This is a genomic window from Brevundimonas sp. 374, assembly GCF_900102995.1.
Taxonomy (GTDB): Bacteria; Pseudomonadota; Alphaproteobacteria; order Caulobacterales; family Caulobacteraceae; genus Brevundimonas; species Brevundimonas vesicularis_C.
On record NZ_FNKT01000001.1, the window covers coordinates 1,365,127 to 1,380,187 of the forward strand.

Here is a 15,061-nt window from a genome sequence, read left to right on the forward strand (position 1 = left end):
GACGCGTCGATCTCATCACGAGATTTTTGGAGTTCCTCGGCTTTCGAGGGACAGGGGAGTGTCGGCATCTGGCCCGCCAAGAGGCACGGAGCACGACAAGAGCGGAGGGAACTATGCGGAACCAACATACGGGATACCTGCGCGCGGCCGTTTCGCCAGCGGCGCTCGTTGTGGGGGCCATGCTGTTCACGGCCCCGGTTCAAGCTCAAGAGAGCCAGAGCCAGGACGCCACCGAAGTGGGTGAGATCGTCGTCACCGGCATCCGGGCGTCGCTGGCCAGCGCCTTGACCGAAAAGCGCCGCTCCAACACGATCGTCGACGTCATAAACGCCGAGGACATCGCCGACTTCCCGGATGCCAACCTGGCGGAATCGCTGCAACGCATCCCGGGTGTGTCGATCGACCGCGAGAACGGCGAGGGCAACTCGATCTCGGTGCGCGGCCTGGGCGGCGACTTCACCCGCGTGCGTCTGAACGGGTTGGAGACCCTGTCCACCTCGGGCGCCAGCAACGCCGACGGCGCCCTGCGTCGCGACCGGGGCTTCCAGTTCAACACCTTCGCCTCCGAGCTGTTTAACTCGCTGAAGGTTCAGAAGTCCGCCGACGCCCAGACGGACGAGGGCTCGCTGGGCGCCACGGTCGATCTGATCTCGGGGCGTCCGTTCGACTTCAAGGAACGTCGCCTGGCCCTGACGCTTCAAGACGCCTATTACGAGAACGGCGGCACTCACAATCCGCGCCTCGCCCTGCTGGCGTCCGACCGCTGGACCAGCAAGATCGGCGAGTTCGGGCTTCTGGGCTCAGTCGCCTACAATGAGCGCACCCAGGCGATCGACAGCTATTCGCGTCAGGTCGGCTCGTTCGACTACACCTATCGCGGCGCGACCTTCAACAATGTGGGGACCAACGCGGCCGGCGATCACCAGGGCTTCGCCCTGCCCATCGGCACCAATCCCGCGACCGCCCTGCCCCGCGTCACCAATCCGGAGGCGCGCAACTATCTGATCGGCTCGAACCCGGCCGCCTACAATCTGATCAACGGCAGTGCGACGCGCGGCTCGCTGGTGCGCATCCCGGCGCTGGCGACGCTGAACCACCGCGACGTGGAGCAGGACCGGTTGGGGGTGACCCTGTCGGGTCAATGGCGTCCGACCGAGCGGACCACGATCAACTTCGACAATCTGTATTCGAAGATGACGCAGATCTCGACCAACTATCAGATCGGTCCGGTAGGCCTGAACCGCAACAACACCAACGGCAACCGCACCACCACGGCGTTTAGCTACCAGACCTATCCGACGACCAGCGCGACCAACAACTCCTACGCCAACCGTCGCGCCGCCTACGCCAACTGCGCGACCCAGGCCGCGACAGAGTTCCGCGACGCGATCGACTGCGGCCAGTCGCTGTATGGCTCCACCCCGATCTTCACCACGGCGCCCGGCGCGACCAACCAGAACCTGGCCGCCGGAACGGGCAGCTTCAATCCCAACAACCTGGACGTCTACGACTACTACAACCAGCCGGGATCGGTCGGTTACGTCGCGCACCCCCAGTATCTGGCCATGCGCGGCGCGTTCATCGGCCGGCCCTCGGTGCGTTTGATCGATGCGGGACTGAGCGAGACGGGCGCCAACGCCAACTATCTGGTGCTGGGCAATGTCGACTTCCGCTCGGCGGTCGATCAGGGCGGCTACACCACCGAATTCCGCCAGAACTCGATCAATATCGAGCACGAGTTCAGCGACACCTTCCGCATGTCGCTGCTGGTCGGCGATTCCAAGTCGACCAATGAGAACACCGGCCTGCTGGTCGACTTCATCCGGCTCGATTCGGGCCAGGGCGTCGCGGGCAATGACTACTTCGTCTACGACGACCGCCAAGGCGGCGACATGCCGATCATGAAGTTCGGCTTCGACGTCGCCAATCCGAACAGCTGGGACTTCGTGAAGGGCTATTCGGCCATTCGCAACTACCGGACCATCACCGAGAACGGCTACCAAACCGCCAAGGCCGACTTCGTCTGGGATCTGAACGACGACTTCACGTTCAAGTTCGGCATCGGCAAGCGCAAGTTCGACTTCTACTACACGCGGTATGAACGGCTGATCAGCGACACGATGAACCCGTCGCTGCTGGAGGGCGTGCGCTCCGGACTGGCGGCCGCCACGACCGTCGGCCAGATGGGACAACTGGTCAGCTGGGGCGACGGGCTGAATGTGCCGGAAGGTACGCCGACCAGCTTCTTCGCGCCCAATCTGGAAGCCTTCAAGAACCGCTTCGGCTTCGACTGCGACTGTATCAACGCCTGGGGCGACTGGCGTCTGTCGGACCTGCGCAACGGCGGGGTCAACACCTTCTGGGTCGATGAGGACAGCCTGTCCTACTATGGCCAGATGGACTTCCGCGTGCCGCTGTTCATGGGCGAACTGCGCGGCAACGCCGGGCTGCGTCGCGCCGAGACCAAGATCGATTCCCGCGGCCGTTCGCCCAGCGGCCGTCCGGTCGAGAACGACAACCAGTACAACGACACCCTGCCGTCGATGAACCTGGTGTGGGAGCTGAACGACAAGCTGATGCTGCGTTTTGCGGCGGCCAAGGTCATGGCCCGCCCGCAGATGACGGCTCTGCAGCCCGGCGTCACGGCCTTCACCGTTCCGGTCGGCATCGGCGCCGACCCGGCGCAGTTCGACGGCTCGAACGCGGCAATCACCTTGGGCAACACCAAGCTGAAGCCGTTCCGCGCCTCCAACCTGGACTTCAACGTCGAATGGTATTTCGCCCGCGACGCCATCCTGTCGGTCGCGGTCTTCCACAAGGAGATCGAAAGCTTCCCGCAGGTGGTGCTGCGCGAAGGCAAGCTCAGCGAGATCTTCAACGCCGAACAGATCGCCAATCTGCGCGCCGCCTATGACGGCCTGACCGACGTCGCCTCCGACAGCCGCCGGGCCTATATCGACCAGGACCTGCCCTTCCAGGTGCGTCAGTACAACGATGCGCCGGGCGGTAAGCTGGACGGGTTCGAGATCGCCTATCAGCAGAACTTCACCTTCCTGCCCGCGCCGTTCGACGGTTTCGGCATCCAGGCCAACTACACCCAGATCGAATCCGAGCTGGAATACATCCTGGACCCGGCCCGCAATCTGACCGGCACGGCGCCCTTCCTGGGCGCCTCGCCCAAATCGTTCAACGCCACGATCTTCTATGAGGTCGAGAAGTGGAGCGCGCGTGTCTCCTCGGCCTATCGCGCCGCCTATCAGACCACCTATCCACTGGCGTCGGGCGGTTGCGATCCGGGCGTGTGCGACTCGCCGCTGATCAACGACTTCATCGGCTCGGAAGAGACGCTGAACGTGGATGCATCCTTCACCTACAAGCTGACGGACAATGTCACCTTCACCGCCGAGGCGCTGAACCTGACCAACCAGACCGACACCCGCTGGGCCTATCAGGCCGATCCGGTGGTCAACAACTATGGCTCGACCGGCCGCCAGTATTTCGTCGGCGCACGGTTCGTATTCTGATGACGACGATCGACAGCTGACTTCTCCCGGGACGCTGTCCCTTCAGGGGACGCCGCGAAACATCGGCGTCCCTTTCTTTTTGCCGAACCCGAAGGTCTCTTGATGAAAAAGATAGTCTTGATCCTCGGCGTCCTGACGATTGCAGCCGGCTTCACGTCGGCGCCGGCGTCAGCGCAGGAGCCGGTCGCCGCCTCGCCCGCCGTCGCCTGGAGCAGCGCCGCCCTGCGCCATCCGACCGACTGGTATGGATCGGCCGAAGCGCGTCGACTGGCCGCGATCGTCATCCAGCATCAATCGGCCGAAGGCGGCTGGCCCAAGAACACCGACCTGTTCGTCCCGCCCCGCCCCGATGCGGACCCGGCGCTGAACAACACGATCGACAATGGCGGCACGACCCAGCCGCTGGCCTTTCTGGCGCGAACGATCGCGGCCGGGGACGCCGAAAGCCGCGCCGCCTTCGACCGGGGCCTCGACTATCTGCTGGCGGCGCAACAGCCCAACGGCGGCTGGGCCCAGTTCTATCCGCTGCGCGGCGGCTATCACGACCAGATCACCTACAACGACGACGCCATGGTCCATGTGATGGAGCTGTTGCGCGATGTGGGCGACGGCGCGGCGCCCTACGCTTTCGTCGATGAAGGTCGGCGCGAGCGGGCGCGTCAGGCCGTGGCGCGCGGGGTCGAGACCCTGCTGAAGACGCAGGTGCGGCGCGACGGCGTCCTGACCGGCTGGTGCGCCCAGCATGACGCCCAGACCCTGGCGCCCGCCTGGGCGCGTCGTTTCGAGCCCCCGTCCCTGTCGGGCCAGGAAAGCGTCGGCATCGTGCGTTTCCTGATGAACCTGCCCGCCCCCCGTCCCGACGTCGTCGCCGCCGTGGACGGCGCCGTCGCCTGGCTGGAGAGCGCGGCGCTCCACGACACGACCGAGGTCTTCGTCACCGACGCCCAAGGCCGCCGCGACCGCATCCTGGCCCCCAAGCCCGGCGCGCGCATCTGGGCCCGGTTCTACGATCTGGAGGACGGCCGCCCCATCTACATCGGGCGCGATTCCATCATCCGACGCGACCTGATGCAGATCGAGCACGAACGCCGCAACGGCTATCGCTACGTCGGCGAATGGCCTGAAACCCTGCTGATCCGCGACTATCCGGCCTGGAAGGCGACGCTGCACGACCGCGCCTGATTTCACGCCGGTCGCGTGAGAAAAATAGCATAGAGCGTATCACACGGGCGCCTGTGGTTGACTCGATCTGACGGGGCGGTATGGCTTGGCTGTTGGGTAGGGGTGCGTTTTCGAGATGCAGGATCGGGCTTCGCCCACAGATGAAGCCCTGGCCAAGGCGCATGCCCGCCTGCTGAAGGATGGATCTCTCCAATTCGACCGGGTCGGTTTCGAGCGCCCCGACATCAAGCCGCCCGGCTGGTTGCACTGGATCGGCGACGCACTTCATTTCATCGCGCCTGTTTTGAAATGGGTCTTCTGGATCGGTTTGGTGATAGTCGCCGGCTTGATCCTCTACGCCATCGTGCGCGAAATTCTTCGAATGCGCGCCCCGCCGGCGAAACCGAAGAAAACCAGGATCGTGGCGGAGGCGCAGTGGCGTCCGGAGGCGCAAGCCGCGCGCGATCTGCTGGCCGACGCCGACGCCCTGGCCGCGCGCGGCCTGTATGCCGACGCCGCCCATCTGCTTCTGTTGCGCAGCGTTCAGGACATCGAACAGCGCCAGCCCCGCGCGGTGCGCGTCTCGCTGACCACCCGCGAGATCGCCCGATTGAAGGCCCTGCCGGACGCCGCGCGACCCGCCTTCGACCTGATCGGCCGAATGGTGGAGCGCAGCTTGTTCGGCGGCGCACCTGTCGGCGCCCAGGATTTCGCCGACTGCCGCAAAGCCTATGAGGCCTTCGCCCTGCCCGAAGGCTGGCGCGCATGAGCCGATCCGAAGGCGCCGCAAGCGGCGGGTTCTCGCCGATCACCATGATCGTCGTCCTGCTGGTCGGGGTGGTGGCGCTGGCTGGTCTGGGCGTCCTGTCCGCCTACGCGCCTGAGCTACGATCCGGCAACGACGGCGGCGGCCACGCCCTGTCGCGGTCGTCCACCGGCTTTGGCGGTCTGCCCGCCCTGTTGCGTGGTGTGGGCGTGCCGGTGGTGATGAACCGGGGGACGCTTTCGGAAACGTCGGACGAAAGCCTGCTGATCCTGACGCCGTCGATCCAGACCAAACCCGAACAGATCGACGACATCGAGCATTACGGCGCGACGTTGATCGTGCTGCCCAAATGGACATCCATCCCGGATGCGGACCATGCCGGCTGGGTGAAGACTGTGGGCGTGCAACCGGCCCAGAGCATTGTGGCGTCTCTGCCGAAGGATTTGCGCAGCGGCCTGAAACTGACCGAGCGCAAAGGCGGCGCGACCGTCGCCTTGCGCCGTCCCGATGGCGCGTCGTTCGGACGGCCGGTCCGGATCGAGGCGCTGCGCACCCTGGAGGGCCCCGACTGGATCCCGGTCGTCGTCGACGACCAGGGCCGGGCTGTCCTGGCCATGCACCGCGAACTGCGCACCTATGTCCTGGCCGATCCCGACCTGATCGACACGGCTGCGCTGAAGACCCTCGACGGGGCGACAACCGCCGTCGCCCTGATCGACATCGTGCGCGCCGATGAGGCGCCTGTGATGTTCGACCTGACGCTCCACGGCTTCCAGCGCACCCGCAACATGTTGCGGCTGATGCTGGAACCGCCGCTGTTGGGCATGACCCTGGTGCTGGTCGCGCTCGCCGTCTTCGCCGGTTTCCAGGCCGCCGTTCGCTTCGGCCCGGCGCGCGAGAGGAGCCGTGTCATCGCTCTGGGCAAGCGCGGACTGGCGGACAACACCGCCGGTCTCGTTCGCCTGGCGCGGCGCGAACACCGGATGGCCGCGCCCTACGCCCTTCTGGTGCGCGCCGCAGTCGCCCGCGCCATAGGGGCGCCGCGCAATCTGGACGAGGGGGCGCTGGACGCCTTCCTCGACCGTGTCGGCCGAACCACCGGCGCGACCGAAACCTACACCGCCCTGGCCGAACAGGCCCCGGCCGCCAAGTCGCCGGCCGACCTGATGCGGGTCGCCGGAGCCCTCCATCGCTGGAACCAGGAGCTGACCCGTGCACGTCAATGAAGTGAAGGCGATCGCCGAGCGCATTCGCGCCGAGATCGCCAAGGCTGTGGTCGGCCAGGAAGACGCCGTGGATATGCTGCTGACGGCTTTGTTCGCGGGCGGCCATGTTCTGCTGGAAGGTCCGCCCGGTACGGCCAAGACCCTGCTGGCCCAGACGTTCGCGCGCACCCTGGGTCTGGACTACGGCCGCATCCAGTTCACGCCCGATCTGATGCCCGGCGACATCATCGGATCGAACCTGTTCAACTTCCAGACGTCCAGCTTCACCCTGACGCGCGGGCCGATCTTCTGCGAACTGCTGCTGGCGGACGAGATCAACCGCACGCCGCCCAAGACCCAGGCCGCCTTGCTGGAAGCCATGCAGGAGCGTCGGATCACCATCGACGGCGAAGCTCACGGCCTCAGCCCACGCTTCACCGTCGTCGCCACCCAGAACCCCATCGAGCAGCAAGGCACCTATCCCCTGCCCGAGGCCCAGTTGGACCGGTTCCTGTTCAAACAGGTGCTGGATTATCCCAGCCTGGATCAGGAGCGCGCCATCGTCGCCGCCCACGGTTCGCGCACCGGCCTGATGGACCCCATCGCCCTGGGCGTGGAAGTGGTGGCCGAGGCCTCCGTCATCGAGACGGCGGTGAACACGGTCGCAGACGTGCGCCTGACCGACGAGGTGATCGGCTATATCACCGGACTGGTGCGCGCGACACGGACGTCCGCCGATGTCGAGACCGGCGCGTCCCCGCGTGCGGGGGCCATGCTGGCCGTCGCGGCGCGGGCGCGCGCCGCGCTGGATGGTCGCGACTATGTCATTCCCGACGATGTGAAGGCCCTGGCCATTCCGGCCCTGCGTCACCGCCTGGTCCTGTCGCCGGCGGCCGAGATCGAGGGTCGGCGCGTCGAACAGGTCTTGGCCGGCCTGGTGGATCAGGTGGCGGCGCCCCGGTGATCTATCCCACCCGACGCGCGGTGACGGCGATGGCGGCGGGCGTGCCCGTCGCCCTGCTGGCCGGCGTCCTGACGCCTGCAGGCTGGCTCGCCGGGCCGGCCTGGATCGCGGGCGTCCTAGTGCTCGTCGCCTTGGACGCCCTGCGCGGCGGCTCGCGCTCCCGGCTAGAACTGGACCAGCCTCGGCCGGTGCGCGCGGCCGTGGGCCGTTCAGACCGGGCCGAACTGACCGTGCGTTTCGAGGCCGGAGGCCCGGCTCCCAAGAGCGTTGAAGCGGCCCTTTCGGGCGACGCACGGCTGGGGCTGGAAGAGGTTTCGCGCCGCGCCACGGTCTCGGATCGCGCCGCGGTCCTGGCCTTTCCTTTCACGCCAAATCGCCGAGGCGCCGCCGACCTGAAGGCCTTGTGGGTCCGTTGGCATGGGCCGATGGGCCTGGCCTGGAAGCAGAAGACCTTCGCTCTGGACCTGGCCGCGCCGGTCCTGACCGACCTTCAATGGGTGCGCGATCAGGCCGTTCGTCTGTTCGCCCGCGACGCCCTGTTCGGCGCCAAAACCCAGCTGGAGATCGGCGAGGGGTCGGAGTTTCAGGCCCTGCGCGACTTTCAGGCCGGGATGGACCGTCGCTCCATCGACTGGAAGCAGTCGGCCCGCCACGCCGTACTGCTTGCCAAGGAATTCCGTACCGAGCGAAACCACAACGTCATCATGGCGCTGGATTGCGGTCGGGCGGCCAGCGAGCCAGTCGGCGGGATGCCGCGCATCGACCGGTTCATTCATGCGGCGCTGCTGCTGTCCTACGCCTGCCTGCGATCGGGCGACCGGACGGGCGTCTTCGCCTTCGATTCCCAGCCACGCTTGGCCACCGGCGCCGTGGGTGGTCTGGACGCCTTCCGCACGCTTCAGACTGTCGTTGGCCGCATCGACTATTCGACGCGCGAGACCAACTACACCCTGGCGTTAGCGACCCTGTCGGGCCAGCTCCAGCGCCGCTCGCTGATCGTGGTCTTCACTGACTTCACCGACACCACCGCCGCCGAGTTGATGATCGAGTCGCTGGGGCGGCTTTTGCGGCGCCACCTCGTTCTGTTCGTCGTCCTGCGCGACGATGAGCTGGAAGGCCTGACCGGGGTCGATCCCCAGACGCCCGAAGACGTCTCGCGCGCCGTCGTCGCCGGAACGCTGCTTCGCGAACGCGAGACGGTGATCGGACGGCTGCGGCGCATGGGGGCGCATATCGTCGATGCCCCAGCCGATCGCGTCGGGACCGAGGTTGTCAACGCCTATCTGGACCTGAAACGGAGGGATCTGCTGTGACCGACGTGCCTCCCTCCGGGCTGCTGAAGAGCCAGCGCTTCCGCCAGGCGCGCGAGGACGACTGGCGACGCCTGGAGCGGCTGATGGACAAGGCCGAGAAGGGTTCCGCGTCCAAACTGACCGACGCCGAGATTCTGGCGGTTCCGGTGCTGTATCGTTCGACCCTGTCGGCCCTGTCGGTGGCGCGCGAGACCTCTCTGGATCAGGGGCTTATCGACTATCTGGAGACCCTGTCGGCGCGGGCGTATTTCTTCGTCTATGGCTCGCGCGCGACAATCCAGGACCGGATGGTCGCCTTTTTCCGCACCGACTGGCCCGCCGCCGTGCGCGGACTGTGGCGCGAGACCCTTGTGTCGACAGCCCTGATGCTGCTGGGCGCCCTGGTCGGAGGCTGGCTGGTGATGCATGAGCCGGAATGGTTCTACGCCTTCGTGCCCGCCGACCTGAGCGGCGGGCGCGATCCCGCCGCCTCGACCGAGACCTTGCGCGCCACCCTGAACGGCGCGGACGGCCCCCACGGCCTGTCGGCGTTCGCCGCCTATCTGTTCACCCACAACGCCCAGGTCGCCCTGCTGGCGTTTGCGCTCGGGTTCGCCCTGTGCCTGCCGACGGGCCTGCTGATCCTCTACAATGGCGCGACGCTGGGCGCCTTCTTCGCCCTGTTCGCCAGTCGCGGGCTGGGGCTCGAATTGGGCGGCTGGCTGCTGATCCACGGCGTGACCGAACTGTTCGCCGTCATCCTGGCGGGTGCGGCAGGCCTGCGGATCGGCTGGGCCGGCGCCTTCCCCGGTCAAAGACGACGGCTGGACGCGGCCGTGGAGGCCGGGCGCACTGCGGGCATCGCCATGGGCGGCGTGGTGGTGATGCTGATGTTCGCGGGGCTGCTGGAAGGGTTCGGCCGCCAGCTGATCGTCGACACCGGCTTGCGTTACGCGGTCGCGGCGGCGACCGCCCTGATCTGGGGTCTGTATTTCTATGCGCCCCGCCCCGCCGTCGCGGAGTCCATTCATGTCCGCTAATCCCATCGCGCCCCGCACCGAGCGCGCCTTCGTCACGCCCGAGGGCGTGGACCTGCGGTTGAACATCGGCGATGCGGGTCAGAGGGCCGGCGCGTTTCTGCTCGACGCGGCCGTCATCATCGGCGTGCTGATCGTCTTCACCATCGCCTCAGCCTTCGCCTTCGGCGCCAGCGCGAGCGTCGCCGGCGTGACGGGGGCCGAAATGGTCGCTGTCATCTGGCTGATCGTCTTCTTCCTGCTGCGGAACTTCTATTTCACGGCCTTCGAGCTGTCGGCGGCGGCCGCCACGCCGGGCAAGCGGATCATGGGACTGCGCGTCGCCTCGCGCGACGGCGGACGGCTGAAGGCCGAGGCCGTCTTCGCCCGCAACGCCATGCGCGAACTGGAGGTTTTCCTGCCCCTGTCCATCCTGGTCGCCCGCAGCCAGGAGGGCGGCGTCGACGGCTGGATGTATCTGCTGGCCTTCGTCTGGGCGGCGATCTTCGTCTTCTTCCCCCTGTTCAACAAGGATCGGCTGCGCATCGGCGACCTGATCGGGGGCACCTGGGTCGTGCGCGCGCCGCGTCGCAAGCTGATCCGCGACATGGCCGAAGACGGGGCGACGCGGATGGCCGCCTACGCCTTCACCCCGGCGCAGCTCGACGCCTATGGCGCCAAGGAACTGCATGTTCTGGAGACCCTGCTTCGACAGGGCGACCGCAAGACCTTTCGAGACGTCGCCGACCGCATCGCCAAAAAGATCGGCTGGACGCGTGGCCCGTACGATACGGATCGGGACTTCCTCAGCGCCTATTATGCCGCCCTGCGTGGCCGTCTGGAGCAGAAGCTGCTTATGGGTGTCAGACGCCGCGACAAGCACGACGTCTGACGGATCGCGCGATCAATCGAAGATCGAGGCCAGTTCCTCAGAGCCGACGCCTTCCTTAGCTGAGCGCAACTCGTGATAAAGCGCCGCCACGCCGGCCGATGCGACGACCCCGGACAAGATGTTGACGACGGGCTCGGTGATCAGATTGACGGCCAGGTTGGGCGTGCCGCCGGTAAGAGTTCCCCCGGTCGCCAGACTGAGACCGCCGATGGCCGCGCCGATGATCCACGACAGGATCACATAGATCACCAGGAGGCCGAACACTTGCCAGCGATAACCCTTGGTCAGCTCTCGGCTGCGCTGCAGACTGGCGAAGACGCCGCGCTTTTCGACCACCACGCACGGAGCGCCGACCGACCACATGACCGACAAGATGATGCCCGGCACGATCAACAACAGAAAGCCCAGCATCATCCCGATGGAGGCGACGATCGCCAGGCCCAACAGCGGCAGGAATTTCTGAACCCCGACGTTGAAGGCGTCGCCAAACGCGGTCGTTTTGCCGTTGAAGCCGTTCACGGCCGCCTTCACCACCATGCCCTGCAAAAGATACAGGCCGACGAAGTTCAACACCACGCCTACCATCATCATCAAGACGCCCGGTCCGAAATCTTCGTTCAACATCGCGCTTTGGCCAAAGGCCGACAGAATGCTGGGCGCGCCGACCAGAAGCGCCGCCGCGCCGAAGAAGACGGCGGCGTTCTGCTTGATCGCGCCGAAGGTCCGCTGGATCACACGACCAAGGTCAAACACCCCGCTGCCTGCGCCGCCAGTGATCGCGGGGGTCACCCTCGGTGGCCGCATGGCGATGATCTGCTGTGCGCGTCCGTCGGTCTCGGCGATGAAATCGACTCGCTGACTGCGCTCGAGAACTGAAGGCGGCTGAACGTCCTCCTTCGTGAACGAATAGCGCTCGCCGTCGTCGCCGAGGATCAAACCGAATCCGGTCGCCTCGTCGAACGTTTGAACCTCACCCCGCAAACCTGCCTCCCCTGCTGATGCGTCGCACGGTTTTAGAAGCTGCACCGCAGCCTCGCCAGCGCATTCCTTGAACCGTTGATCGGCTCAGCCCGCGCGCCGAACCTCAAGCATGGGCTCGTCCTCATCCGCGACGGTCGCATCCGCACGAAGCGCCTCCGCCATCATGGCCTGGCCCTCCTCGGCCTCCCCGATCTCACGGAGAAGTTTGCCCAGGCGATACTTAGCTCTTGGGTTGGACGGCTCGATCTCCGTCGCCCGACGGTAGGCGGCGACGGCGTCGGGCTTACGGTTCATGATCTGAAGCAAAAACCCGCGTCGCATATGCAGGGCGACGTCGTCAGCGTTGTCCGTTATCGCCTTATCGCACATGTCCAGAGCGACATCCCGACTCATCCTGAGCAGCCGAGGAGACAGACACGCCTCGTCGGCGTCATCCAGCGAGAACCTGGTCAATTCCTTAAATCGTGCGCGGTCGGCTGTAGCCCCTCGCGTATCGTTGAGCTTGTCGCGGATGCTCGCGCGATCGATCAGCAGGGCGGGGAAATCGCTCTCGACGACAAGGGCCGCGGTCAGGACAGCCTCCGCCTTCGCCGGGTCCGACGTCTTCAGCTTGGACGCCAGCGACTGAGCCATGACGATGAATATCTGGGTCTGGGCGTCGGGATGTCCGAGCACTTGCGCCAGCTTTTTCGCTTGGTCGTTCGCCGCATCAGCCTGTCCCATGCGGAGCAGTTGCGTCGCCAGCGCTGTTATGGCCGTCTCGTCTTGCGGTTGGAGCGTCACTACCCGCTCCAGATCAGCCAGAGCGCGGGCGGACTGGCCCATCCGTTCATAGGCGGCGGATCGGCGATAGAAGGCGTGCACATCCTCCGGCCACGACCGAATCGCGCCCGTGAAGGCCAGCACGGCTTCAAGATCATCCTGCTCGATCTCGGCGAGGCGACCCTTCGCGTGGAACAGGATCGCGTCGTCCGCATCGACAGCCTCGGCCGCCGCAATGTCGGCGCGCGCCTTCTCAAGGTCATTGAGAGCCAGATAGGCCAAGGCGCGATTGGCCAAGGCATTGGCGTGCGGCGTCGGAAACTTTGCGATGGCGGCGTCGAACTGCGCGATGGCGCCAAGATGATCGCCTTGATCATTAAGCGCATAGCCACGGCGAAGTGCGGCCTCGGGATCGTTGTCGGAGGTCGTCGTCAGGGTCTGACGATCTGCGGCCGTCAGAACGTAGCCTGACCGCAAACGCATCGTGGCCTTCAGATCCTTGAACCGGTCCATTTCGGATTGTTCGGTTCCGACTTCCGCTGCGGTCGCATAGGGGCGCAAGGTGATGGAGCCGCGATCGGTTTCCAGCCGGCTTCCATCACGTTTGACCGTGCGGAAATAGCGGGTTGCGCCCGCCTCGACCTCATAGGGCTGGACCGAGAAGTCCACGTCGTTCTGTCCTTCGGGCAGGATGACCGTGGTGCGGAACGAACTGAACTGAGGGAAGTCCTTGACGTAATCAGCGTCCTTGTATCGGGGATCGGTATTCGGATCGAACCCCTGCCAAGAGACGTGGGCCAGAGGGATGTTGATCGGCGTCCCCGTCCAATCAAAGGCCATGCGGGCCGTGGCGGTGGCGACGAACTCGTGCGTGTCTTCGCGGTACGCCCATTGGCTCTTGACATCGGACAGTTCGCCGTTTCCTTCGAGGAGCGCTTTCCATCGCTCATCGAACAGGCGTGTGACTTCGGCGGCCGGAGCCTGTGCGACGAGAGCCTGCATTTGGGCGGCGCTATTGCCGCGGTCGATGTCGGTGATGGTGATGCGCACGGGACTGTAGATGCCGTCGGAGAAGTCGATCTCGAGCGCCATGGCGCTGATCGGACGGGTCGGAAGAGCGAGGGGTATTCGCTCCAGCCGCGCGCGCTCGGTGATTGGCAGGATGAACTCGTGCACCAGCGGCACATCCGGCGTCAGGCTGCGATCGCCGATGCGCGCGCCATCCAAGAGATAGGTCTGACCGCCGATGCGCGCCTTGACGATCACATGATCGAACACGCTGACCATGGGCAGATACTTGTCGAGCGGCAGATTATTGGAAGACACCAAGGCCGGAACCGCGTCGATGTCGAGCGCGCGTAGCAGCGCCACCAGCAGGACGGTCTTGCCTTTGCAGTCTCCTTGGCGGCCGGCCCACACTTCACTTGCCGAAGCCGGCAACCAGCCTCCCTCGCCCAAGGTCAGCGCCATGTAGCGGACTTCATCCTGAACCAGCCGCAACGCCGCCAACGCCCGCGCCTCCGGAGTGGCGTTTTCTGACCGGATGCGCGCGACGCGAGCAGCCAGATCGGCGTCGGCGGGCAGTTGGGCCGCCTGATCAAAAGCTGGGCGGACATGATCGGTGACCGCGCTCCATTGCGGCAGGCTGCTGAGCTGCCACCCGTAATCTGGCAGGGCGCGAGGGGCGAGCGTGCTGGGGTATGCCTCACCCTCCGCGTCGGTGACGCGGTACGTCAGCACCTTGAAGTCGCCTTGCTGGCCGATTGGTGGGAGATCGGCATGTCGTCCGGCGCGGGTCTGCACAGCCATGGTCGACGGCCAGCTGACCGTCGTCACGCCGAGATCGAGCGGCAGCGCGGAGCGGGCATATCCGGCCGCTTCAAGCGGGTTCTCAAACACGTCAAACCGGGTCTCTGTCGAGTAGGCGAAGTCGATCGTATCGCCTACCCGGATGTCGGGATTGATCAGAACGCCTGTCAGAATGCCTGTGATCTGTTGGGACTGTTCCAGGCCGGCTTCCCGCCGCAGGACCGTGAAGTCGGACTTGTCCAGCACGTCGATGGTCTGACCGTCGCGGATAATGTGGACGTGGTGAACGATGGGCGTCTGCAGGGCGGGATTCCATTGCAGGCTGAGTCGCGACGCCTGCTGTAGTCCCAGCGGCGACAGCACCTTCAAACGCATGTGCATGTAGGCATGCGAATGGTCGCCGAAGGCTCGCACGTGATTTTCAACAACCTCGTAGCGAAGAGGCTGGGACGGATTATCCGGTCGATTGGACTGATGGGGGGCGACGTCAGGAAGCCAGTCCGGCGCGGGCTGGCGCAAAATTGTCTCGCCCGCAAACGCCGAAGTTGCGACCAGCCAGGCCGACACGGCCAGAAAAATCATCTCTCTGAGCAACGCAAATCCCTCCCCCGACGGATGTCACCATGGCTGACTAGCAGACGGGCGAGGCGAAAGAACAGCCTGATGTTCGCAAGTCCGAACACGCACGG

The 15,061-nt window shown here is 65.6% G+C and carries 10 protein-coding genes; 8 read left to right on the top strand and 2 right to left on the bottom strand.

Features of this window, described 5'->3' with window-relative positions; translation table 11 throughout:
* Nucleotides 1-113: 113 nt before the first annotated feature.
* The 8 genes from BLR19_RS06725 (at nt 114) to BLR19_RS06760 (ending at nt 10,820) form a co-directional block, all read left to right on the top strand.
* Entirely contained in the window at nt 114-3,524 is a 3,411-nt protein-coding gene (locus BLR19_RS06725; protein WP_091748634.1) for a TonB-dependent receptor domain-containing protein, read from the top strand.
* 102 nt (nt 3,525-3,626) lie between these two features.
* On the top strand, nt 3,627-4,706 hold the full coding sequence (gene pelA / locus BLR19_RS06730) for a pectate lyase (RefSeq protein ID WP_091748637.1): 1,080 nt from the start codon (nt 3,627-3,629) through the stop codon (nt 4,704-4,706).
* Between the two features lie 115 nt (nt 4,707-4,821).
* The gene (locus BLR19_RS06735; protein ID WP_091748640.1) at nt 4,822-5,454 is read left to right on the top strand and encodes a DUF4129 domain-containing protein; all 633 of its coding nucleotides are present in this window, start codon (nt 4,822-4,824) and stop codon (nt 5,452-5,454) included.
* Nucleotides 5,451-6,677 (top strand): DUF4350 domain-containing protein, encoded by a 1,227-nt coding sequence (locus BLR19_RS06740; protein ID WP_091748643.1) that lies wholly within the window; start codon nt 5,451-5,453, stop codon nt 6,675-6,677. The genes BLR19_RS06735 and BLR19_RS06740 overlap by 4 nt, the downstream gene beginning before the upstream one ends.
* Nucleotides 6,664-7,620 (top strand): AAA family ATPase, encoded by a 957-nt coding sequence (locus tag BLR19_RS06745; protein WP_091748646.1) that lies wholly within the window; start codon nt 6,664-6,666, stop codon nt 7,618-7,620. The genes BLR19_RS06740 and BLR19_RS06745 overlap by 14 nt, the downstream gene beginning before the upstream one ends.
* Entirely contained in the window at nt 7,617-8,933 is a 1,317-nt protein-coding gene (locus tag BLR19_RS06750; protein WP_091748649.1) for a DUF58 domain-containing protein, read from the top strand. Before BLR19_RS06745 ends, BLR19_RS06750 begins: the two co-directional genes overlap by 4 nt.
* Complete coding sequence (locus BLR19_RS06755) at nt 8,930-9,952, top strand: stage II sporulation protein M (protein ID WP_255366477.1); 1,023 nt, start codon at nt 8,930-8,932, stop codon at nt 9,950-9,952. Before BLR19_RS06750 ends, BLR19_RS06755 begins: the two co-directional genes overlap by 4 nt.
* A complete protein-coding gene (locus BLR19_RS06760) occupies nt 9,942-10,820 on the top strand; it encodes an RDD family protein (RefSeq protein ID WP_091748655.1) in 879 nt (292 codons plus the stop codon). Before BLR19_RS06755 ends, BLR19_RS06760 begins: the two co-directional genes overlap by 11 nt.
* Nucleotides 10,821-10,832: 12 nt before the next feature.
* On the opposite strand, the gene BLR19_RS06765 is transcribed toward BLR19_RS06760, so the two are convergent.
* Entirely contained in the window at nt 10,833-11,624 is a 792-nt protein-coding gene (locus BLR19_RS06765) for a DUF7847 domain-containing protein (RefSeq protein ID WP_143007342.1), read from the bottom strand.
* A gap of 261 nt (nt 11,625-11,885) precedes the next feature.
* The gene (locus BLR19_RS06770; protein ID WP_176758282.1) at nt 11,886-14,753 is read right to left on the bottom strand and encodes a DUF3857 domain-containing protein; all 2,868 of its coding nucleotides are present in this window, start codon (nt 14,751-14,753) and stop codon (nt 11,886-11,888) included.
* Nucleotides 14,754-15,061 lie beyond the last annotated feature (308 nt).